Origin of the sequence: Streptomyces winkii (genome assembly GCF_032248595.1) — a bacterium.
GTDB classification, from domain to species: domain Bacteria; phylum Actinomycetota; class Actinomycetes; order Streptomycetales; family Streptomycetaceae; genus Streptomyces; species Streptomyces winkii.
On sequence record NZ_JASTTH010000013.1, the window covers coordinates 15,392 to 36,214 of the forward strand.

Annotated in this window: 22 protein-coding genes and 1 pseudogene; 10 read left to right on the forward strand and 13 right to left on the reverse strand. The window is 71.6% G+C overall.

All coding sequences use genetic code 11. From position 1 onward, the window contains the following. Positions 1-65 precede the first annotated feature (65 nt). Positions 66-644: pseudogene (locus QQM67_RS29835) on the reverse strand ((2Fe-2S)-binding protein); the annotation flags it as partial. Beyond that, a complete protein-coding gene (locus QQM67_RS29840) occupies positions 635-1,588 on the reverse strand; it encodes an FAD binding domain-containing protein (protein ID WP_314178410.1) in 954 nt (317 codons plus the stop codon). The gene QQM67_RS29840 and the pseudogene QQM67_RS29835, both read right to left, overlap by 10 nt. Positions 1,589-1,973: 385 nt before the next feature. Between QQM67_RS29840 and QQM67_RS29845 the strand changes: the two genes are divergently transcribed. The 3 genes from QQM67_RS29845 to QQM67_RS29855 all read left to right on the forward strand — a co-directional run bounded on the left by QQM67_RS29845 (position 1,974) and on the right by QQM67_RS29855 (position 4,642). Further along, complete coding sequence (locus tag QQM67_RS29845) at positions 1,974-3,854, forward strand: helix-turn-helix domain-containing protein (RefSeq protein WP_314178411.1); 1,881 nt, start codon at positions 1,974-1,976, stop codon at positions 3,852-3,854. A 121-nt stretch (positions 3,855-3,975) separates the two neighbouring features. After that, positions 3,976-4,287: a Uma2 family endonuclease gene (locus tag QQM67_RS29850; RefSeq protein WP_314178624.1), complete on the forward strand. Its 312-nt coding sequence runs from the start codon at positions 3,976-3,978 to the stop codon at positions 4,285-4,287. Between the two features lie 31 nt (positions 4,288-4,318). Continuing rightward, the gene (locus QQM67_RS29855) at positions 4,319-4,642 is read left to right on the forward strand and encodes a DUF1330 domain-containing protein (RefSeq protein WP_314178414.1); all 324 of its coding nucleotides are present in this window, start codon (positions 4,319-4,321) and stop codon (positions 4,640-4,642) included. A 53-nt stretch (positions 4,643-4,695) separates the two neighbouring features. Here the strand turns inward: QQM67_RS29855 and QQM67_RS29860 are convergent, their stop codons facing one another. The 3 genes from QQM67_RS29860 to QQM67_RS29870 all read right to left on the reverse strand — a co-directional run bounded on the left by QQM67_RS29860 (position 4,696) and on the right by QQM67_RS29870 (position 6,943). Beyond that, the gene (locus QQM67_RS29860; protein ID WP_314178625.1) at positions 4,696-5,886 is read right to left on the reverse strand and encodes a 4-hydroxybenzoate 3-monooxygenase; all 1,191 of its coding nucleotides are present in this window, start codon (positions 5,884-5,886) and stop codon (positions 4,696-4,698) included. A 248-nt stretch (positions 5,887-6,134) separates the two neighbouring features. After that, a complete protein-coding gene (locus tag QQM67_RS29865) occupies positions 6,135-6,350 on the reverse strand; it encodes a hypothetical protein (RefSeq protein WP_314178416.1) in 216 nt (71 codons plus the stop codon). A gap of 179 nt (positions 6,351-6,529) precedes the next feature. Further along, positions 6,530-6,943, reverse strand: coding sequence for a DUF1398 family protein (locus tag QQM67_RS29870; protein ID WP_314178418.1), 414 nt, complete (start codon positions 6,941-6,943; stop codon positions 6,530-6,532). A 118-nt stretch (positions 6,944-7,061) separates the two neighbouring features. On the opposite strand from QQM67_RS29870, the gene QQM67_RS29875 reads away from it, so the two are divergent. Together QQM67_RS29875 and QQM67_RS29880 are read left to right on the forward strand one after the other, a co-directional pair. Continuing rightward, a complete protein-coding gene (locus QQM67_RS29875; RefSeq protein ID WP_314178419.1) occupies positions 7,062-7,538 on the forward strand; it encodes a MarR family winged helix-turn-helix transcriptional regulator in 477 nt (158 codons plus the stop codon). Positions 7,539-7,766: 228 nt separating this feature from the next. Then, positions 7,767-8,024 carry a hypothetical protein gene (locus tag QQM67_RS29880; RefSeq protein ID WP_314178421.1) on the forward strand — a complete coding sequence of 86 codons (258 nt, stop codon included), beginning with the start codon at positions 7,767-7,769 and terminating at the stop codon, positions 8,022-8,024. Positions 8,025-8,042: 18 nt separating this feature from the next. On the opposite strand, the gene QQM67_RS29885 is transcribed toward QQM67_RS29880, so the two are convergent. After that, a complete protein-coding gene (locus QQM67_RS29885; protein WP_314178424.1) occupies positions 8,043-8,528 on the reverse strand; it encodes a cupin domain-containing protein in 486 nt (161 codons plus the stop codon). 149 nt (positions 8,529-8,677) lie between these two features. Here QQM67_RS29885 and QQM67_RS29890 point away from each other — a divergent pair, with 149 nt between their 5' ends. Continuing rightward, on the forward strand, positions 8,678-9,295 hold the full coding sequence (locus QQM67_RS29890; RefSeq protein ID WP_314178426.1) for a TOPRIM nucleotidyl transferase/hydrolase domain-containing protein: 618 nt from the start codon (positions 8,678-8,680) through the stop codon (positions 9,293-9,295). Positions 9,296-9,528: 233 nt separating this feature from the next. Next, positions 9,529-10,080: a YceI family protein gene (locus QQM67_RS29895; protein ID WP_314178427.1), complete on the forward strand. Its 552-nt coding sequence runs from the start codon at positions 9,529-9,531 to the stop codon at positions 10,078-10,080. Positions 10,081-10,252: 172 nt separating this feature from the next. On the opposite strand, the gene QQM67_RS29900 is transcribed toward QQM67_RS29895, so the two are convergent. The 4 genes from QQM67_RS29900 to QQM67_RS29915 form a co-directional block, all read right to left on the reverse strand. Then, positions 10,253-10,909 (reverse strand): CatB-related O-acetyltransferase, encoded by a 657-nt coding sequence (locus QQM67_RS29900; RefSeq protein ID WP_314178428.1) that lies wholly within the window; start codon positions 10,907-10,909, stop codon positions 10,253-10,255. 198 nt (positions 10,910-11,107) lie between these two features. After that, positions 11,108-11,842 carry an ANTAR domain-containing protein gene (locus tag QQM67_RS29905; RefSeq protein WP_314178627.1) on the reverse strand — a complete coding sequence of 245 codons (735 nt, stop codon included), beginning with the start codon at positions 11,840-11,842 and terminating at the stop codon, positions 11,108-11,110. Positions 11,843-12,112: 270 nt separating this feature from the next. Next, positions 12,113-12,871 carry an SDR family NAD(P)-dependent oxidoreductase gene (locus QQM67_RS29910; RefSeq protein ID WP_314178430.1) on the reverse strand — a complete coding sequence of 253 codons (759 nt, stop codon included), beginning with the start codon at positions 12,869-12,871 and terminating at the stop codon, positions 12,113-12,115. Positions 12,872-13,038: 167 nt separating this feature from the next. Next, a complete protein-coding gene (locus QQM67_RS29915) occupies positions 13,039-13,947 on the reverse strand; it encodes an AraC family transcriptional regulator (protein ID WP_314178432.1) in 909 nt (302 codons plus the stop codon). Positions 13,948-14,131: 184 nt separating this feature from the next. Between QQM67_RS29915 and QQM67_RS29920 the strand changes: the two genes are divergently transcribed. Beyond that, positions 14,132-14,449 (forward strand): putative quinol monooxygenase, encoded by a 318-nt coding sequence (locus tag QQM67_RS29920; protein ID WP_314178433.1) that lies wholly within the window; start codon positions 14,132-14,134, stop codon positions 14,447-14,449. Positions 14,450-14,490: 41 nt separating this feature from the next. Continuing rightward, entirely contained in the window at positions 14,491-15,462 is a 972-nt protein-coding gene (locus QQM67_RS29925; RefSeq protein WP_314178435.1) for an alpha/beta hydrolase, read from the forward strand. A 103-nt stretch (positions 15,463-15,565) separates the two neighbouring features. Here the strand turns inward: QQM67_RS29925 and tcuA are convergent, their stop codons facing one another. Together tcuA and QQM67_RS29935 are read right to left on the reverse strand one after the other, a co-directional pair. Further along, entirely contained in the window at positions 15,566-16,999 is a 1,434-nt protein-coding gene (gene tcuA / locus QQM67_RS29930; RefSeq protein ID WP_314178437.1) for an FAD-dependent tricarballylate dehydrogenase TcuA, read from the reverse strand. Between the two features lie 47 nt (positions 17,000-17,046). Continuing rightward, on the reverse strand, positions 17,047-18,570 hold the full coding sequence (locus QQM67_RS29935; RefSeq protein ID WP_314178439.1) for an aldehyde dehydrogenase: 1,524 nt from the start codon (positions 18,568-18,570) through the stop codon (positions 17,047-17,049). Positions 18,571-18,738: 168 nt separating this feature from the next. Here QQM67_RS29935 and QQM67_RS29940 point away from each other — a divergent pair, with 168 nt between their 5' ends. Further along, positions 18,739-19,386, forward strand: a complete 648-nt coding sequence (locus QQM67_RS29940) for a GntR family transcriptional regulator (RefSeq protein ID WP_314178441.1) — start codon at positions 18,739-18,741, stop codon at positions 19,384-19,386. 138 nt (positions 19,387-19,524) lie between these two features. On the opposite strand, the gene QQM67_RS29945 is transcribed toward QQM67_RS29940, so the two are convergent. Beyond that, positions 19,525-20,439, reverse strand: coding sequence for an alpha/beta hydrolase (locus QQM67_RS29945; protein WP_314178443.1), 915 nt, complete (start codon positions 20,437-20,439; stop codon positions 19,525-19,527). Positions 20,440-20,823 lie beyond the last annotated feature (384 nt).

The following is a 20,823-nucleotide window of genomic DNA, read 5'->3' on the forward strand; positions in this document are numbered from 1 at the left end:
GCAGGGCCGGATTCGTGTCCCGGTTCGCCGCCGGGTCCGTGTCCCGGTCCGTGTCCCGGTTCGTGGTCCGTACGGGCGGCCGCCAGCCGTACCGCGTCGAGGATCTTCTCGTAGCCGGTGCAGCGGCACAGGTTGCCCGAGAGGGCTTCGCGGATGTCGGCGTCGGACGGACGCGCGTTGCGCTCGATGAGCTCGTCGGCGGCGACGAGCAGGCCCGGCGTGCAGAAGCCGCACTGGACGGCACCCGCGTCGATGAACGCCTGCTGTACGGGCGAGAGCCGGACCTCGGCGCCGGGCCCGGGCGCGGGCTGCCAGCGCTGCTCCTCGGCGGCGGAGACGGGCGCGGTCCCGGGGGCGGTGACCGCCGCGGGGGCGTCCGCGGATGCGGTGCGCTGCCGTGCGTACTCGGCGAGCCCCTCGACGGTCACGACGTCCCGGCCCTCGACCTGCCCGGCGGCCACCAGGCACGCGCACACGGACTCGCCGTCGAGCCGTACGGTGCAGGAGCCGCATTCGCCTTGCTCGCAGGCGTTCTTGGAGCCGGGGAGGCCCATGCGCTCGCGCAGCACGTAGAGCAGCGACTCGCCCTCCCACACGTCGTCGGCCTCGTGCCGCCGTCCGTTGACGGTGAACGTCACGCGCATCGCGAGCCTCCTTCGTCGGTGCCGGCCGCAGTGCCGGTCGCGGTACGGGTTCCAGTGGCGGTTCCTGTGCGGGCCGCACCGCCGGCGCGGTAGTCGTCCCAGACCCAGCCGAGCGTGCGGCGTGCCATCACGCCGACGGCGTGCCTGCGGTACGCGGCGCTGCCTCGTACGTCGTCGATGGGGTTGCACGCCGCGGCGCACAGCTCGGCGAACTGCCGCGCCATGGACGGCGGCAGGGCCCCGCCGCTCTCCCAGAGCCCGGCGTCCTCCAGCGCGGCGCAGAGGAAGTCCTCGGCCGCGAGGGCACGGAACGGCGTGGGCGCCGCGGAGCCGACCGCGGCCCGCACTCCGCGGCGCTCAGGGTGCAGCGCGACGGAGAAGCCGCAGACCGCGATGACCATCGCGTTGCGGGTGCCGATCTTGGAGAACTGCTGGGGTCCGGTCGCCTTCTTGATGTGCACGCGCTTGATCAGTTCGTCGTCGGCGAGAGCGTTGCGCTTGACGCCGGTGAAGAAGTCCTCGACGGGGATGCGGCGCGAGCCGCGCACGGACTCGGCCTCGACCTCCGCGCCGGAGGTCAGCAGCGGCGGGTGCGAGTCGCCCGCGGGCGAGGCCGCCCCGAGGTTGCCGCCGACGCTGCCGCGGTTGCGGATCTGCGGCGAACCGACCGTGTGCGCGGCGAGCGCGAGCCCCGGCAGTTCACGCCGGAGGTCGTCGATGATCCGCGCATACGGCACGCAGGCGCCGAGGGCGACGTCCTCCTCGCCGGTCTCCCATTCGTGCAGCTCGGTGATGCGGTTCAGGTCCAGCAGCTGTGCGGGGCGGCGCTGGTCGAAGTTGATCTCGACCATGACGTCGGTGCCGCCCGCGATGGGCACGGCTGTGGGGTGCTCGGCCTTCGCGGCGAGCGCCTCCTCCCACCGGGCGGGGCGCAGGAACTCCATGCTCTTCTCGATTCGCTTCAGGTCGCCGACGTACGCGTTCGCTGACGTACGCCGTCTCGGACGTGCGCGGTCTCGGACGTTCGTTCCCGGACGTACGCGAGTCGTCGGCGTACGCGTCGTGCGTTTGCGATTCCGGATCAGTACACCGATGTGTGCCCTACCACGGGCAGTCACCAAAGCCATGAAGCTCTTGTCCGCTCACCGGAACCTTCTTGTAGATTCGTACGAACGCCGCGGAGCGTGCCGCCCGCGGCATCGCACGGGGCCTCCCCGGCCCCGGCTCGCATCCCGCCCCACTACGCTCCCTGCTTTCCGCTCCCCGTTCTCCGGACGGGCGCGGCAGCACAACCGGCACTCACAGCTCACAGAACGGCGGCGAACGACCATGCGCCTGCGCGCACTCCTGGAGACCGGCTCGCTCGGTCTGCGTCTCCTCACGGGGGAGGACGAGCTGGACCGTACGGTGCGGGGCGTCATGACGACCGACCTGCGCGATCCCAGCCGCTACCTCTCTGGCGACGAGCTGGTCCTGACCGGCCTGGCCTGGTACCGGGCCCCGGAGGACGCCGAGCCCTTCGTACGCATCGTCGCCGCGGCGGGCGTCGCCGGGCTCGCGGCGGGCGAGGCCGAACTGGGCCTGGTCCCGGATTCGCTGGTGGCGGCGTGCGCAGAGCACAGGATGCCGCTGTTCGCCGTCGCGGAGGCCGTGGCGTTCGCGACCGTCACGGAGCATGTGCTGCGGCAGGTCTCCACGGAACGTGCGGGCGACCTGGCGGCCGTGGTGGAGAGGCACCGCCGCATGATGTCGGCCGGTCCCGCGGGCGGCGGCCCCGACGTCGTACTCGACCTGCTCGGCTCGGACCTCGATCTGCGGGCGTGGGTGCTGTCCGTGACGGGACGTACGGTGGCGGGCGCGGGCCGGGTTGCCGACGCGGGTTCGGGCGCGGGGACTGGTCCGGGGCCGAGCCCGGGTCCGGGTTCCGCCTCGGGTTCGGGCCCGGGTTCGGGTCCGGGTTCGGGTCCGGTTCCGGAGCTGCCGCCCGTGGTGCGCTCGCGGCTCGCGAGCGAGCACCTCACCTCCGTGCGCGGAGGGCGACCGGGCGGGCATCCGCACCGGGTCACCGCGTGCGGCAGCACCTACTCGCTCTTCCCGGTCCACGGCACGGGCTCCGCGGCGGACCCGGCGGGTGGTGCCGCCCCCCGCGACGTGGGCACGGCCGAACACGGCGAACCGCCCGCTCTCTCCGACTGGTTCCTCGCGGTGGAGGACGACGCGGGCGACTGGCCGGCGGAGCGCCTCGATCTGCTGCGCGGCGTCACGCAGCTCATCGCCGTCGAGCGCGACAGGCGGGACGCGGCCCGTACGGTCCGCCGCCGCCTCGCCACGGAGGTGCTGGAACTCCTGCACACCGGCGCGCCGCCCGCCGAGATCGCCGCACGCCTGCGCGTCGCCGCCCCCGTGCTCCTCCCCGGCCTGGGCAGCGCCCCGCACTGGCAGGTCGTCGTGGCGCGGCTCGACGGTTCGCGCGGCGGTACGCGCACCGGCGGCTCGCGCCACGGGGACGGCCACGAGTGCCGGTCCCTCCTGGAGGAGATCCTGCTCGACCCCCGCACGGGCGGCGTGGAGACGGGCGACCGCGTGGCGGTCGCGCACCGAGGGGACGGCGAGGCCGTGGCACTCGTGCCGCTGCCGGCGCTCGCGGGCGGCCACGGCGCGCGGGACGGCGACCCCGAAGCCGAGGAGGACGAGACGGCGGACTCCCCCGGCCGCGGCCTCAACGCGGAGACCCTGCTCGCCGCCGTCCGCGAACCGCTCGAAGCGGGCCTCGCCGACGGCGAACGCCTCACGCTCGGCGTGAGCGCCACCGTCCACACCGCGGGGGCGCTGCACGGCGCGCTCGAAGAGGCCCGCCACGCACGGCGGGTGGCGGCGGCGCGCGACGGGCGCGTCTGCGCGGCCGGGCACGAGGAGCTGGCGTCACACGTGCTGCTCCTCCCCTTCGTCCCCGACGACGTGCGCCGCGCGTTCACCGCCCGCCTGCTGGCGCCGCTGCACGACTACGACCGCCGCCACCGCGCCGAACTGGTCCCGACCCTGGCCGCGTTCCTGGACGCGGACGGCTCCTGGACGCGCTGCGCCGCACAGCTCCATCTCCACGTCAACACCCTCCGCTACCGCGTGGGCCGAATAGAACGGCTCACGGGCCGCGACCTGTCCCGCCTGGAGGACAAACTCGACTTCTTCCTTGCGCTGCGCCTGAGTTGACCGGCGCGGACGACGAAGGCTCCACGCCGGCGAGCCGCCCGTAACCCCCCAATTGTGCGTATCGTTGTACCGCGCGGCTGCGCGATCCGGCGCGGCGGGGAGGAGCGTCACCGTGACCGTCATGAAGATCGCCGATGACGCGACGCCGGACGCCCGCGGCCTCTTCTCCCCGCAGGACATCGAGTTCGTCGTCGAGGTCGTCTCCCGCTCCACCGCCGCGAACGACTACGGGCCCAAGCTGGCGACCTACGCCTCGTCGAGCGTTCCGGCGTATCTGATCGTCGATCCGTACGTCGGCCGCTGCCGACTCTTCACACACCCCAAGGACGGCGACTACGGCAGGGATCTGACCGTGGACTTCGGTGAGGAGATCGATCTGTCCGACACCCCGGTCGGCCTCACGCTCACAACGGAGAACTTCCCCCGCGACTGACGGGCGCGGCTCGTTCGTTAGCCTCGGGCGCATGCCTGCGTACGTGATCTCCGAAGTGACCGTTCTGGATGAGGAACAGGCCGACGCCTACCGGGAGTTGGCCGCGGCGTCCATCGAGAAGCACGGCGGGCGGTACCTCTCCCGTGGGCGGCGTCCCGACGCGGTCGAGGGCGCGTGGCCGGACGAAGCCCGCCTGATCATCGTGGAGTTCCCCGATCTGGACGCGGCGCGGCGCTGGTACGACTCCCCCGAGTACGCCGAGGCCCTCGCGCTGCGCGCCACGGCGATCGACCGCCGCCTGCTCTTCGTCGACGGCGGGAGCGGGGGCGGGGGCGACCGCGGGGGCGGGGCGTAGGGCGCGCGAGACCGTACTCAAGAGGCCGGAGGCCGGAGAGGCCAGAGGACTCGTCAGTGGTCCGCGTCGCTGCCCGTGTAGAGCGAGGCGACGGCCCTTCCCGCCTGTTCCGAGCGCGTCATGCGCCGCAGCCGCGCCGCCGCGACCCCCGCGCGGAACGGGTCGCCGGAGGACGGGCCGTGCACGGTCTCCGAGAGCCACTTGTTGAAGTCCTGGTACTGCCACACCCGCCGCAGGCAGGCGTCCGAGTAGCCTTCGAGGCCGCTGTCGTCGCCTTCCCGGTAGTACGCGCGGAAGGCGTCCGCCAGCAGCAGCGCGTCGTTCAGCGCGAGGTTCATGCCCTTCGCGGCGACGGGCGCCACGAGGTGCGCGGCGTCGCCCGCGAGATGCAGCCGCCCGTAAGTCATCGGCTCGACCACGTAGTTGTGCATGTCGAGGACCCGGCGCTCGATCAACTCGCCCTCGTTCAGCGGCGCGGCGTCGCGTGCGGCGAGCCGCGTGCGCAGTTCGCTCCAGACCCGCTCGTGTGGCCAGTCGTCCGGGGAGTCTCCCGGCGGGCACTCCAGGTAGTAGCGGGTCACCCGGGGTCCGCGTGCCATGTGCGCCGCGAAGCCCTGCGGGTGCAGCCCGAATACGACCCTCTCCGCGGAGGGCGGCGCCTCGGCGAGCAGCGCGAGCCAGCCCACGCCCAGGTCGTGGCGGAAGACCTCGACGCCGCCCTCGGGTATCGCGGCACGCGTGGAGCCGCGGGCTCCGTCGCAGCCGGCGATGAAGTCGCAGACGGCGGTGTGCCGTTGCTCGGTCTCCGGGTCGGTCCAGGAGACGGAGGGACGGCCCGTGCGGACGCCGTGCACGGCGACGTCCCGTACGCCGAACCGCACGTCTCCCCCGGCCTCGTCGGCGTACGAGCGCACCAGGTCCGTCACGAGCAGCTGCTGCGGATAGACGATGTGCCGGTTGCCGGAGAGCTCTCCGTATGGGAAGAGGTGCCGCGTCCCGTCGAGCCGGAACTCGCAGTCGCCCTGCGCCTCCGCCCGCAGCAGGCCCTGCCCCGCGAGGCCGCGCCGCTCCAGCGCGCGCACGGCCCACTCCTCCAGGAAGCCCGCGCGGGGCCGCTGTTCGACGAACTCCCGGCTCTCGGCCTCCAGCAATAAGCAGTCGATTCCCTCGGCCTGGAGGAGGTTCGCGAGAGTCAGCCCGGCGGGCCCTGCGCCGACCACGACGACGGACGTGGTCTCGCCGATGGTGGAGGCGGACGTGGAGGCACCCGCGCTCTGTTCCTCCGCAACCACGCGAACCTCCTGGACAAAGTGTCAACCAGCGGGCAGGCGCACAAGATTAGAACAGGGTGATCTTGGTGTACAGCGGCGTACGGGGCACCCCGCGGGACATGGGCACCGGCCTGCGGTCTTCCGAGGCGGAGCCCTGCCGACCCACGACCCAGCACACGACCACGGCCCGCGACGACGGCCCCGACGACGGCAACCGCGTCCTACGACAACAGGCGCCAGGCGGCGACCGCCGCCATCACGACGGTGAGAGCCGTCAGTACGAGCATGGCCACCGCCACGGCCCTGCCACCGCGGCCGCCGCCAGGGTCGCCCAGCTCGCCGTGATCGCCCGACTCGCCCTGGCTGCCCGCGTCGTAGCGGCTGCCGCCGTTGCCGTGGCCGCCGCCGTCTGCGGGCGGCCGACGCTCACCGTCCACGGGGGCTCCCCTCCGGATCGGCGTTCGACATCCCGTACACGCTCCGAGAGTGACCGACCTGGGCGCGGCCCGTACAGACGAGTGTGCGCCAACGCAGCAGGGTTCGGGTTCGCGGGCTCGCGGGCCACGTAACGCGGGGGCCCAACGGCCTTGCGGTTCCGGCGCGTTCGGGATCGCCGTCAGACCTCAACCGCGGGATAGCTCTCGGCGTAGCTGTCGCCGTCCGCGCCGTGGTACGTGCAGGTCCGCTCGTCGAGGTCCACCTCGTACCAGACGACGCCTGCGTTCCAGCAGCCCTGGACGAACTCCGGGAACCTGGTCTCGCCCGCCTGATCGGAGCGGAGCGCGGCGATCAGCGCCCGGCGGTCGAATCGCGGGACGCCGACCATGCCGGTCACCAGCGGCTCGCCCTGGACGGCGACGGGGCCGTCGGCGGTGAGGTAGAGCATCGCGTTCGACGGGACGGCCATCCGGCAGCGGGTGGCACCGGACTGGCGGAGCGTCTCGGCGAGATACGGGAAGCCGCCGACCTTGGGGCGTACGGCGTCGGCACGCGCCAGGGCGGACCGAAGGTTGTCGAGCGCGTCGTTCATGGTCGTCTCCGATGAGGCAGGGACTGGCACCGGGCGTGGTTCGCCTCGGATGGCCACGGATAGGATGACAACTGATATACGGAACGACAATATATTGTCAATTGAGGAGCGACGACACATGCCCGACGAGATGGCCCTCCTGGTCGCCGACGTGTACGAGGCGGCCGGACTGCTGCGCCGGTCCGGCCAGGCGGTCGCCGCCGCGGAGGGGCAGACGCAGGCTCGATGGCAGCTGCTCAGCGTCGTCTCCGAGAGCCCGCTGAGCGTGGCCCGCGCGGCACGCCGGCTCGGCGTCTCCCGCCAGGGAACGCAGCGCGTGGCGAACGACCTCGTGCGCGAAGGCCTGGCCGCCTTCCAGGCCAACCCCGACCACCGGAGCTCTCCGCTCCTGGCGCTCACGTCCGCTGGCGAGGAGACCTTGCGCAGGATCACGGCCCGTGCCGCCGAGGTGCACGACGTGCTCACGCAGGGCATCGAGCCGGACGAGATCGCCGCGGCGCGTGCCCTGCTGCACCGCCTCATCGATCAGGTGCGGCGGCACGAGGACGAGAACGACGAGAACGAGGACGGCGGCGACGGCCGCCGGGGCAGGTAGTGCCCGCAAGCCCGGAATGCGCTCAGCGATCCGGCTGTCAGTGTGGCGAGTCAGGGTGGCCGCGGCTCGGGCCCCGTGCGGTGACGCGCACGGGGGCCCGGGGCGAAACGCGAATAGGGCCCGACGCAGAGCAACCCTTCCGGATGCCACCGCGGTCTTACGGGACGCCGCGCTTCAGAGGACCGGCTCTGGACCCGTAGCGGCGACCGACTGGAAAGGGCGCAGTCCATGGAGCTCGACCCCGGCCTCTGCCTGGACGTCCCGGAGGGTTTCGACGACTCGGACGCCGACTCCCAAGTCCACCCCATGGCAAGGAAGTTGTTCACCGGCACGACCGCCGCGGACACCTTCGGCAAGGCCCAAGAGTGGGTTGGCGGACACGACGTGTTCCTGGTGGACGTCTCGTGGGACTACGCATACGACGAGGACGAGCCCTACACGCTGAGCATCTACTTCACGTTCGAGCTCGAACCCGACGAGACCTGAAGCGCCTGGCGCGGGGCCTCACGGGGCGGGCGGCGGGCCGATGATCTCGATGCCGAAGCGGGCGCCCAGGGCCGTCAGGGTCTCGATGCCGGGCGGGGCTCCCGCAGGCGCCTCCAAGGGAGTTCCGGCTTCGAGCACGAACCTCTCGAACCCCGCGGGCGTCACCAGATTGAGCAGGCGCGCGGTCGGCGAGGTGACGACGAGGGAGTGCGGAATGCCGCGAGGCAGGACGGCCACGACACCGGGACCCGCCGTGTAGTCGTCGTCGCCGACGAGGAAGCGCACGCTGCCGTCCAGTACGAAGAAGGTCTCGTCCTCGTGCTCATGGACGTGCTGCGGAGCGGCGTAGCCGCGTTCCGCCTGATGGTCCAGCAGCGCGAAGGCCCCCGCCGTGTGCTCCCCGCCGGCACGGATCCGTACGAGCGAGCTCATGAGCCTCGTCGCCGCCTGCGTGCCGGGGTCGGTCCGCACCGGCACGGAGAGGGGTTCGGGCATTTCGGTCATGGCGACTCCTCACGGCCGTCCAAGGTGCCTTCCGCGGTCCACGGCGCTCCCATCATGTGCCACCGGCCGGGGCGCACCACGCTCGTGGGCGGCCGCCCCCCGCGGAAATTGCCTACCGCGTTCGCCCGCGAAGAGCGGAGACTCCTCCCATGGCTGACATGGGGTCGTTCCGGGACGCGGTCGTCGCGTGGGCGGCCGGCGGCCCCGACGGCCCCGCGCGCGAGCTGGCCGCGCGGCTGCCCGTCCGGGCGGCCGTCCTGCTCGAAGGACCGAGCGACGTCGCGGCGGTCGGCGCGCTGGCTGCGAGCCGCGGCCGGAATCTGGCGGCCGAGGGAGTCTGCGTCCTGCCGATGGGCGGTGCGATGAGTGTCGGGCGCTTCGCCCGCCTCCTCGGGCCGCCCGGCCTGGGCCTCCGCCTCACGGGGCTGTGCGACGAGGGCGAACGCGACTACTACGCCCGCGGCTTGGAGCGCGTCGGCGCGGCGCAGCCGGGGTTCTTCGTCTGCGCGGCGGATCTGGAGGACGAGCTCATCCGCGCGCTGGGCGTGACGCGGGTGGAGGAGCTCGTACGGGCGGAGGGCGACCTGCGCGCCCTCCAGGCCTTTCTGCGCCAGCCCGCACAGCGGGGCCGCGACCCGCAGCAGCAGCTGCGGCGCTTCCTCGGCACGAAGAAGGGGCGCAAGATCCACTACGGCCGCGTTCTCGTCGAGGCCCTCGACCCCGACCGCATACCCGCGCCGCTCGACGACCTGCTCGCCGGGCTCTGATCGCGGACCGACGCCGATGCCGGGGGGCGAGGGCTGCCAGGGGCGAGGGCAGTCCGGAGCGACGAGGCCCGAGTGCGGCTGGCCGGCGCCGCTGGTCCCGCTGGTCCCGCTGGTCCCGCTGGTCCCGCTGGTCCCGCTGGTCCCGCTGGTCCCGCTGCCAGGGTGCCGCCAAGGGTTGTCATCAGCGTGACTATCCGGGCGGAAAGCATCGCTCCCGGACGTATGTTGACCGTATGCAGCCTGTCGGCGGGACATACCGAATCGGCTCGGACACAGGTCACCTGAGGATCAAGACGAGCCGCACCGGACTGGGTCGCAAGGCCGGTCACGATCTGACGATCGAGGTCACCAGATGGACCGGTGACGTCGAGGTCGACGCGGCCGACCTCGCACGGTCGTCCGTGACCGTGACCGCTGAGACCGGTTCCCTGAACGTCCTGGAGGGAGTCGGCGGCCTGAAGCCGCTCACGGACTCCGACCGGGCGGACATCAAGCAGACGATAGCCGCCAAGATCCTTCGCCCCGCCGAGCACCCCGCGATCACCTTCACCTCGACGGGGGTCGCCGGCAGTCCGGAGTCCTTCACCGTGACCGGGGACCTCACGATCATGGGAGCGACGCGTCCGGTCACCCTTGAGGGGCGTCTGGACGGGGACGGGCACGTACGCGGCTCCGCCACCGTCGTGCAGAGCACGTGGGGCATCAAGCCGTACTCCGCGTTCGCGGGCGCCCTGCGCCTGGCGGACGAGGTCGTCATCGAGTTCGACCTCACCGGGCTCGCCTGACAATCGGGCCCGTCTGACAACCGACGGAGCGTTCAGCGCGCAGAAAACGACGGCGGCGGAGCCTGCTCCGGCCACGGGCTCGGCACCCGCGACCTCGCGATCCTCGGCGGCGCACAGCCGAAGGGCGGAAGCTTCAGCCGCCGGGCGGAGTCCGACAGGCGAGCGGCACCGCTCAGGGGCCGCTCGTCACGGTCCGGGCAGCGGCCTCCAGCTCGTCGACGGTGCCCGACATGATCAGCGGAATGTGCTCGGTGATGTGCTCGATCGGCCAGTCCCACCAGGCGATTTCGAGAAGGCGCGCGACCTCCGCCTCGTCGAACCGGGAGCGGATGAGCCTGGCCGGGTTGCCGCCGACGACGCCGTAGTCGGGGACGTCGTCGACGACCACGGCGCCCGAGGCGACGACCGCTCCGTGCCCGACGCGGACTCCGGGCATCACCGTGCTCCGGTATCCGAACCAGACGTCGTTGCCGATCACGGTGTCGCCCCGTCCGGGCAGGCCGGTGATCAAGTCGAAGTGGTCCGTCCACGAGCCGCCCATGATGGGAAAGGGAAACGTCGACGGGCCGTCCATGCGGTGGTTGGCGCCGTTCATGATGAACCGCACCCCTTCGCCCAGCGCGCAGAACTTCCCGATGATCAGCTTCTCGGGGCCGTAGTGGTAGAGCACGTTGCGGGTCTCGAACGCGGTGGGCTCCTCCGGGTCGTCGTAGTAGGAGAACTCACCGGCTTCGATCAGCGGAGAGGTCACCAGCGGCTTGAGGAGCACGACACGAGGCTGTTCGGGGATCGGGTGGAGCACCGTGGGATCGGCGGGAACAGCAGGCATGGCGAGCCCTCCTCCGTACGCGCTGCGCGGCCCCGCCCATGATCGCACCCCCGCCCCTCCGCGGGCCGGCCCGGCGGCCTCTTCCGCCGGCTCGCGCAAGGTCTGCCACGTGACCCGACGTCGCGTACGGACCAGACTGCGGGCGTGGGCGGAGACCGGTCGGCGCGCACCGCGAACCGCCCCCGCGGGCAGGGGGATTCAGTCCGGGTCCGAGGGCGACTCGCCGCCCGTACGGTCGTGGGGCCGCGGGAGTTCGCGGTCGGTCACCAGGCCCGCGGCGACGTTGCGCAGCTCGGTGCCGGAGCGCCGGGAGACCTCGACGAGCATCTCGTACGCCTCCCGTGAGCCGATGTTGTGGCGTTCCATGAGGACGCCGGTGGCTTCGCCGATGTGCTGCCGGCCGGAGACGGCGGAGTTGAGCGAGGCGATCAACCCCGCTTCCGCGAAGGCCACGGAGGCGTGCGCGGCGAAGACCGCGGCGGTCTCGATGGCCGCGGAGTCGAAGACGTGCTGCTGCCTGCCGTGGAGATTCAGTGCGGCCTGTACCCCGCGCTCACCGGGGAAACGGCAGCGCAGCATGGAGCGGACGCCCAACTCCCGGGCACGTTCCGCGAAGAGCGGCCACCGGTGCTCCTGCTCCATGTCGGCGATGTGCAGGACGGGGGCTCCGGTCGCGGCGTCCATGGCGGGTCCCTCGCCCACCTCCTGCTGGACGCGGTCGATCGTGACCACCAAGTCGTCGGTGTAGGCGGGGCTTTCGAACCGGCCGCCGCCTCCCCGTACCGAGATCCCCGCGTAGTCCGCTCCCCGTATCAGGGAAACCGCGGTGGTCACGATCTCCCGCAGCACACGTTCGCTCGACTGCCCGGCGTGCAGGCGCCGGGACACGGCGTCGAAGGTCGCACTCAGCTGTGCCGCTTCGCCGTCCACCACCGTCGTCAACCCCCCCTGACGCGTCGCAGCCCCACCGGGCTTCGAGGCCGACAGCCTATAAGGACTCGGCCGGTTCGACTGCACGTGCGGTGCGCAGGCCCCCGACCGCGACGGCGGCCGGCCGGCGCCCGGCCGGGGCCGCCGCGCCCAGCGTGGGCCCCGGACGCGAGCGCTCTCCCGGACCGGCGTGAGCCCAACGCGCCGCTCCCGCCAGGACGTTGAAGACGCCGTTGAGGTCGGCCCCCGACCCCGCGGATTTCTCGCCGAAGGCTAGAGGTTGTAGCCGCCGGAGACTTCGATGTGCTGGGCGGTGATCCAGCGTCCCTCCTCGGAGAGCAGCGACGCGATCGCCGAGCCGAGGTCGTCGGGTTCGCCGAGGCGGCCGAGCGCGGTCTTCTCGGCCAGCGGCGGGATCACCTCGGGGAACCGCTCGAACGCGTCGCCGCCGAGGCGGGTACGCGTCGGACCCGGCGCGACGGCGTTGACGCGGATGCCCCGCTTGCTGAACTCCTTGGCCATGTAGCGGGTCAGGACGGCCAGACCGCCCTTCATCGTCCCGTACACCGAGTAGCCGGGCTCCTCGCCCGTCGGCAGTGCGGAGTTGCTGGTCGTGTTGACGACGGCCCCGCCGTCGGCCATGAGCGGCAGGAGCTGCTGCGTCAGGAAGTAGGGGCCCTTGAGCAGGACCCGCACGGACGTGTCGAACAGCTCCTCCGTGGTGTCCTCGATCAGCGAACTCTGCGCGAAGCCCGCGTTGTTGACGAGGTGGTCGAAGGTCTCGCGCTGCCAGTTCTCGCGCAGCGCCTCGGCCACGGAGTCCCGGAAGGCGGGGAAGCTCCCGCTGTCGCCGAGGTCGAGCGGCAGCGCGACGGCCGTGCCCCCTTCCTTCTTGATCGCCTCCACCGTGTCGAGGCCGCCCTGGCGGTTGGAGCTGTAGGTGAGGATCACCCCGGTCCCGCGTGCCGCGATCTGCTTGGCGGCGCTCTGTCCGATCCCGGAACTGGCGCCGGTGACGATGGCGGTCTTCATGGTGTGCCTCCTGCACATGAGTGGATTCGCTGGTTCCCGTACGGGAACTCATGTCATCCATCGAACCACCCTGAGCTGCGGAAACAGAAGAAAGATCGTCTCGGTTCCTTGCACAATCGTGCCGCTTCAAGGGGCACGGTCCGAGTGAGGCGGAGACCGCCGGTCCGTCAGGGCAGGACGGTGGCCGTGGTTCCGGCGGTGACGCGGAGGCGGGCGGCGTCCTGGCTCGGCGGGGCGCCGAACTGACGGCGGTACTCGCGGCTGAACTGCGAGGGGCTGTCATAGCCGACGCTCTGGCCGACCCCCGTCACATCGTGCGGGCGGGTCGCCAGCAGCAGGCGGGCCTCCTGAAGGCGGATCTGCTTCTGGAACTGGATGGGGCTCATCGCCGTCACCGCCTGGAAGTTGCGGTAGAAGGCGGAGACGCTCATGCCGGACAGCCGCGCGACGTCCTCGACGCGGAACGGCTGGGCGTAGTGCTCGCGGATCCAGTGGACGGCCCGCGCGACGTGACTCAAGCTGCTGTCGGCCAGGCCGAGTTGGCGCACGATGGTGCCCTGCTCACCGGTGATGAGCCGCCACAGGATCTCCCGCTTGACGAGAGGAGCGAGCACCGCGCGGTCGCGGGGCTCCTCGTCGAGCAGGCGCAGCATCCGGATCACCGCGTCCAGCAGCTCGGCCGGTGCGTCGCTCACGGCGATGCCCGACGGTGCGCCGCCGCCGCTGCGGGGAGCGCCGCCCGCCCCGGTCTGCAACAACAGCTCGGCCACGGCGGACGGTTCCAGCATGAGTCCGAACCCCAGGGCCGGGCGCTCCGGGCTCGCCTCCGTGAAGTGACCGGTGACCGGCAGGTCGACCGACGCGACGAGGTACTGCCCGGCCCCGTACTCAAACACCCTCTCGCCCAGCGCGAGGGTCTTGGCGCCCTGTGCGATGACGGCCAGCACCGTGCCGGACATGGACGGCGCCGGCGGATCCGGGCGCTCGGTCTTCGAGACGAGCACGCCGTCGATGGCCGTGGTCCAGTCGGGCCGCGCATGCCGCATCAGCAGAGTGCGGAGTTCGTCGAGGTGCACACCCCGATTGCACCACACCAGCCGGTGCCTCGCTCCCCCATGCGGGAGGATCGTGCAAGGGCCCGCGATGAACGGTCTATCATTCCCGCAGGTCAGAGGAGTTTCATGGAATCACCGGAATCCTACGGGCCCCCGCTGGCGGCCTCCAGTCCGGTATCCACGTACATCTGACAGGAGAGAAGCCGTGACCGTCGACTACGGATTTCAAGCAACCCTCACCGCCAAGCCCGGAATGGGCGACCAGCTGGTCGACCTGCTGCTGAGCGGACTCGACGACGGCAGCCCCGGTGCGAGCGAGCACTGCGTCGTCTACCTCGTGTGCCGTTCGGCGTCCGACCCCGACGTCGTCCACGTCACCGAGGGCTGGACGAGCGAGGAGGACCATCACCGGGTCTTCGCAGGCGAGGCCGCTCAGGCCATCGTCTCGCGGATCGGGGGGATGGTCGTCGGGGAGTCCGTGTACACCGACTACGTACCGGTCCGCGGCAAGGCCGCGTTCTGACCTCCCAGAGCCGCGTTCTGACCTCCCAGAAAGGACCCGCCGTGACCCTGGCCCGCCCCGGCATCGACCCCGAGCTGCACGCGCAGCTCGACGGCATGCCGCTCTCCTCCCGGCTCGACCCGGAGATGCTCGAAGAGCTGCGCCGGCAGCCGTCGCCCCCGGTCGACGACCTCCTCAAGGACCGGGCAGCCGACCGGCGCGAGATCACAATCCCCGGCCCGGACGGTACGCGGATCCCGCTGTCGGTCTTCAGCCCCGCCGGAACCACGTCCTCCTCGATGCTTCCGTGCGTGTACTGGCTGCACGGCGGCGGCATGGTGATGGGCAACCGCTTCTGGCAGATCGACATCCCGCTGGAGTGGCTCGACTTGTTCGGCGCGGTCGTGGTCTCCGCCGACTACCGGCTGGCACCGGAGTCCACCGGCTCGGCGCCGCTCGACGACTCCTACCAGGGGCTGCTCTGGATCGCGGAGCACGCCGGCGAGTTGGGCGTCGACCCCGACCGCATCGTCGTGGCGGGAGCCAGCGCGGGAGGGGGCCTCGCTGCCGGGGTCACGCTGACCGCCCGCGACCGAGGCACTCCCGCCGTCGCCGCCCAGGTGCTGATCGGGCCCATGCTCGACCACCGCAACGACACGGTGTCGAGCCGGCAGTACTCCGGCGTGCCCGCCGTCTGGACCCGCGAGAAGAACGCGTTCGCGTGGCGGTCGCTCCTCGGCGGCGACGCACGGGACGAGGAGGTGCCGCGCCACGTCTCACCCGCACTCGCCGACGACCTCTCCGGCCTGCCTCCCACCTACATCGACGCGGGTTCCGCCGAGGTCTACCGCGACGAGGACGTCGAGTACGCCACCAGGATCTGGGCCGCCGGAGGACAGGCCGAACTGCACGTCTGGGCAGGGGGGTTCCACGGTTTCGACGCGCTCTTCCCGCACGTACGGGTCTCGGAGGCCGCGCGCCGGACGCGCAACGACTGGCTCGGCCGGGTACTGAACCCCGCCGGCCAGACGTAGGCGTTGAACTGCTGCGGGGCCGCGAGACGGCACGGCCGCGCTCGCGGCCCCGAGCCCCCGCTCCCGGAACTCCCGTGCGTGCCGCGCAGGTTGGTCCGGCGGCTCAGGAAGGGGCCGTGGCACGCGCCGCGTGCCGGCCTGCGACGCGGCCGAAGATCATGCCGCGCAGTACGGACGTGCCCCCGGGGTACTTGCCGTGGTAGATGCCAGTGCACTCCCCTGCCGCGTACAGCCCGGGAACGGGCGCGCCGGTGCCGTCCACCACTTCGGCGTGTGCCGTCGTCTCCAGCCCGCCGAAGGTGAAGACGATGGCGCAGACGATCGGATAGGCCAGGAACGGCGGATCGGCCAGCGGCACGGCCCAGTTGCTCTTCGGCGGGTCGAGTCCCTCCGTCCGTTTGCCGTCGGGCTGCCGCCAGTCGAAGGTGCCGTCCTGAACGGAGGCGTTGTAGGAGGCCACGGTCTCCGCAAGCTTCCCGGCGGGCAGGCCCAATCGGCCCGCCAGGTCGTCGAGGCTGTCGGCGACCACCGGCCTGGCGGTGGTCAGCAGACCGCGGTCGCGGCTGGTGACGGCCTCGAAGCTGCGGTCGGTGAGGAAGTAGGCGGTGCCCCCGGGCTGGGCCCAGATCGCGCGGGCCGTGGATTCGTACGTCTCGTCCACGGTGCCCCGGCCCTCGTCGACGAAGCGCTCCCCGCGCTCGTTCACGAGGATTCCGTACGGGAAGACCATCACCAGGGCTTCCGGGTCGGGGCTGCGAGGGTCGACGGGTTCGGCATGGAAGCCGTCCCACTGGCCGCCCCGCCTGGCGCCCGCGTCGAGCGCCATGCGGATGCCCTCCCCCTTGTTGAACCGCACGCCGGGGGCGATCGGCCGGAGCCCGGACGCGTCCTTTCCGAGCGCCTCGGAGAGCGCGTCCGCGTCGCCTTCGAATCCGCCCGAGGCGATGATCACGCTCTCGGCGGGGACGGTCTCCTCGCCGTCGGGGCCGCTCACGACCACGCCGCTGATCCGCCCGGAGGGGTCTTTCACGAGGCGCTGCGCGGTCGTCCCGTAGCGGAACCGCACGCCGAGCCGTTCGGCCGCCGGCCTGAGCGCGGCCAGCAGCGCTTCGCCTCCGCCGACCGGCTGGAGGCGGCGCCTGCTGCTGTTGATGAAGTACGTGGGGAGTCTGCGGAACCGCACCCCGTGCTGCTGGATCCACTCCATCGCCTCGGGCAGCCGGTCGAGAAGCGTCTCCACGTACTCGGCCGGGGTGCGGCCGCCGGAGAAGGCGAGGATGTCCTCGACGAACGAGTCGCCGGGTTCGTAGACGTCGTCGAGGCGCAGATAGGCCGATGTCCAGCGGGTGTTGCCGCCCGCCTCGTGCGGTTCGGCCCGCTCCACCACGATCACCCGGGTCTGCTCCGCCCCCTCCAGGGCTTCGGCCGCCGAGACGGCCGCCGACAGTCCCGCGATTCCGGAACCGACGACCACGATGGCCTTCTGCCCGCGTGCCGACGATGCCGGCGATTCCGGCCGGCCGGCCGTTTCACTCATGAGACGTCCCCTGCTGTCGTGTTCACCGTTGAACGGACGGACGGGTGTCAGGCACGGGGATTGAAGGGGTCCTTCACTCCCTGCCCGGTGTCGACCCAGACGCTCTTCTCCTCGGTGTACTCGCGCAGCGCGTCCGGTCCGTTCTCGCGTCCGAGGCCGCTCTGCTTGAATCCGCCGAAGGGCGTCGCGTACGAGGTCTTGCGGTAGTTGTTGACCCAGACGGTGCCGGCCCGGAGCCGCGCGGCCATCCGGTGGGCGCGCTGTACGTTGCCGGTCCAGACACCGGCGGCCAGGCCGAACGGGGAGTCGTTGGCGATGCGTACGGCCTCCGCCTCGTCCCGGAAGGGGATGACGGCCGCGATGGGACCGAAGACTTCCTCCCGGGCGATGCGCATGTCGTTGGTGACGTCCGCGAAGACCGTGGGGCGGACGAACAGGCCGTCCGGGAGGCCTTCGACAGTCGCGGGAGTCCCGCCGGCAGCGAGCCTGGCGCCGTCGGCGGCGGCGAGGCCGATGTAGTGGAGCACCTTCTCGTACTGGGCACGGGAGGCGATCGTCCCCATCTCGCTGCGCGCGTCGTGCGGATCTCCCACCGTGACGGCGTCGGCACGTGCGGCGAGCTCGCCGACGACCTCCTCGTACACGCTCTCCTGGACCAGGATGCGTGAACCGGCCATGCAGGTCTGCCCGCTGGCGCCGAAGATCCCGGCGACGAGCCCGTTCATGGCGCTGGTGAGGTCGGCGTCGTCGAAGACGATGTTCGGGGACTTGCCGCCCAGCTCCAGCGAGACGCGCTTGAGCGTCGCGCCCGCCTGCGAGGCGATGGCCTGTCCCGTGGCGGTCGATCCCGTGAAGGCGATCTTGTCGACGTCCGGGTGGCCCGTGAGCGCCGTTCCCGAGGGTGTGCCCAGCCCCGTCACGACGTTGAAGACGCCGGGAGGAAGCCCGCATTCGGCGGCGATCTCGGCGAAGCGGATCGTGGAGGCCGGTGTCACCTCGGAGGGCTTCGCGACGAGAGTGTTGCCGGCGGCGAGCGCCGGGCCGAGCTTCCAGGCCAGCAGCAGGAGCGGCGAGTTCCACGGTGTGATCGCGGCGACCACGCCGAGGGGGCCGCGCACGGTGTAGTTGAGCATGTCGGTGACGTGCAGCGCGTTGGTCGTGCCGGTCGGCAACTGCGCGAGCCCCGCGTAGTAGTTGAAGTACTCCGGCATCAGCCTGGCCTGGCCGGCCATCTCCCGCATCAGCTTGCCGTTCTCGTCGACCTGGAGCCGCGCTAGTTCCTCGGCGTGGTCGGCGACGGCCTCTCCGAAGCGGATCAGGAAGCGCGCACGGTCGGCGGCCCGGTAGCGCGGCCAGTCGCCCTCCTCGAAGGCGCGGCGCGCGCTGGCGACCGCACGGTCGACGTCCGCTTCCGACGCATCGGGGACCCGGGCCCAGACGGCGCCCGTGGCGGGGTTGGTCACTTCCACGCAGGCATCGGAGTCCGCCTCGGTCTGCTTGTTGTCGATGAACAGGCCGTACCGGCGGGGCTCGGCCGGCGGGTTAGCACCGACGGACGTGGCTGAAGACATGACCTGCCCTTCTGTGGCGCGTGAGGCGAAGGCGCCCTTCGCACGGTGTGCGCTCTGCCGTGAGCGTTCTGTCCCCGGAGACTATGGATCGTAATACAATTGGTCAATGGGGCGGTTGGACAGTCGAGTTCGGATACGCTTCCCGCTCGTCCGGCAAGAGGAGGTCAGGTGAAGGTCGCTCGCGTTGTGGCGCCGGTGAGGGCGCAGGTGGTCGAAGCCCTGCGGGCCGAGATCGTCGACGGTTCCCTGGCGCCCGGACAGCGGCTCGTGGAACGGGAGTTGTGCGAGCGGCTGGACGTCGCCCGCAACACGGTGCGCGAGGCGTGCCGCCAGCTCGAAGCCGAGGGTTTCCTGGAGATCCCTCCGCACAAGGGGCCCGTCGTCGCCGTACTGACGGAGCAGCAGGCTCGTGACGTGTACGAACTGCGCGAGGCCCTCGAGTGCTTCGCCATCCGCCTGTTCGCGGAACGCGCCTCGGACGAGGCGGTCGCACGGCTGAGGGAGCGGTTCGGCGAGCTGGCCGCGGCACACCGGTCGGCCGACACTGCGGCGATGCTCCAGGCGAAGGAGGAGTTCTACGACGTGCTCTACGCCGGGGCGGGCAATGCCGCGCTCAAGGCCCAGGCCGGCCTGCTCCAGGGCCGCCTGGCGCGGCTGCGCTCGCTCTCCCTCTCCCGGCCGGGCCGTGCGGCGGCGAGCATCGCCGAGATCGAGGAGGTGGTCCGCGCCGTCGAGGCCCGGGAGGCGGCCCGGGCGAGCGAACTGTGGTGCGGGCACGTGCGCAACGCGGCGGCCTCCGCCCTGAAGTCCCCTTAAGCCTGGGGGCAGTTGACCTCGGCGCTCGGTGAGGCGGCCGGGCTCCGTACCGGGCCGCCCGGGGAACGCCCGATCGAAAGCGGCTCGACGCGGCCTGTCTGAACGAGCTCCAGAAGTTCTATGTGTGTCTCGCCCCTGCTACTCCGTGATCCGGTCCCGCACCCAGGAGTCGACGCCGCCGAGCGCCGTCCTGGCCAGTGCCGTGGGGTGGCCCGTGAAGCCGTGGGGTGACTCGGGGTAGACCCGGAGTTCGACGTCGTTGCCGGCTGCCGACAACCGGCCCGCCATCGCCAGGTTGTCCTCCAGCAGTACGTCCGCGCTTCCGACGATCAGCAGCGTCGGGGGAAGCCCGTTCAGGACGCCGTAAATGGGAGAGATGTCGGGAACGGTGCGGTCTTCCACGTGGCCCGCGTACGCCTGGATGAAGTACTCGTCCGCGATGAGGCGACCGGCCGGGGTCCGCGCGCTCAAGTCGTAGGTGCCGAACTGGAGCGCAGCGCCGGTGAATCGGCCGGCGGCGCCTCTGTCTCTGAGCCGTAGCAGGGTCGCCAGGGCGAGCGTGGCTCCGGCGGAGCTTCCGCCGATCGCGAGCCGGGACGTTCCGAAGCGCGATGCGGCTTCCTCGACGAGCCAGAGCGCCGCCGCTTCGCAGTCGTCCGGTGCCGCGGGCCAGGGGTACTCAGGGGCGAGCCGGTAGTCGACGCTGACGACGGCGAGACCCAGGGCGTCCGCGAGTTCGCGGTTGCGCGCGTCTCCTCGCGCCGCGGAGTCCATGTAGAAGCCGCCGCCGTGTATGTCCAGGTAGACCCCCAGCGACGGACCGTCGGCAGGGGTGAAGATCCGTACGGGGACGGGCACTTGTGCGGCTTCGATCGTCTCTTCGACGGCGGGCGGATCGGCCGGAGAGGGTTCGGGCCTCTTCGCTCGTGCCTGCTTCAGCTCCTCCAGCGTGCCGGGGCCACGGCCCGCCGCCCTCGCCCTGTAGAAGGCACGAGCTTCATCGACCTGCTCTTCGGGCACGTCGGCGAACAGCATGTCCAACGCGAATCGCACGCGCCCTCCTCGTCGTCCGGCTCGCGGCTCACGCTATCGCCGCCAATCGGTCGCGCCGGCACGTGGACGGTACGGGCAGTGCCGTCACGGTGAGTCCCCGGCGCCCGCCGGTACCGACTGGGGCCGGCGCGCACCGGAGACGTACCGGCGACGTACCGACGGGCGCTCATGACGGTGGAAGGGCACACCGGCCTGCCCGCCCGTCATCCCGTTCGCCGTACCTTCACAACACAGACCCGATCTCCTTTGCCGTACCCACAGGTCAGCTTGAGGAGGGTGTAACGGGAAAACTAAACTCACGAGCGACCAAGTAACCCGCAGTAACATCGTCGAGCCATGCCGAAGCCCTGAGCGCACGGGAGCCGCGTGAGCCCGCGATCACTA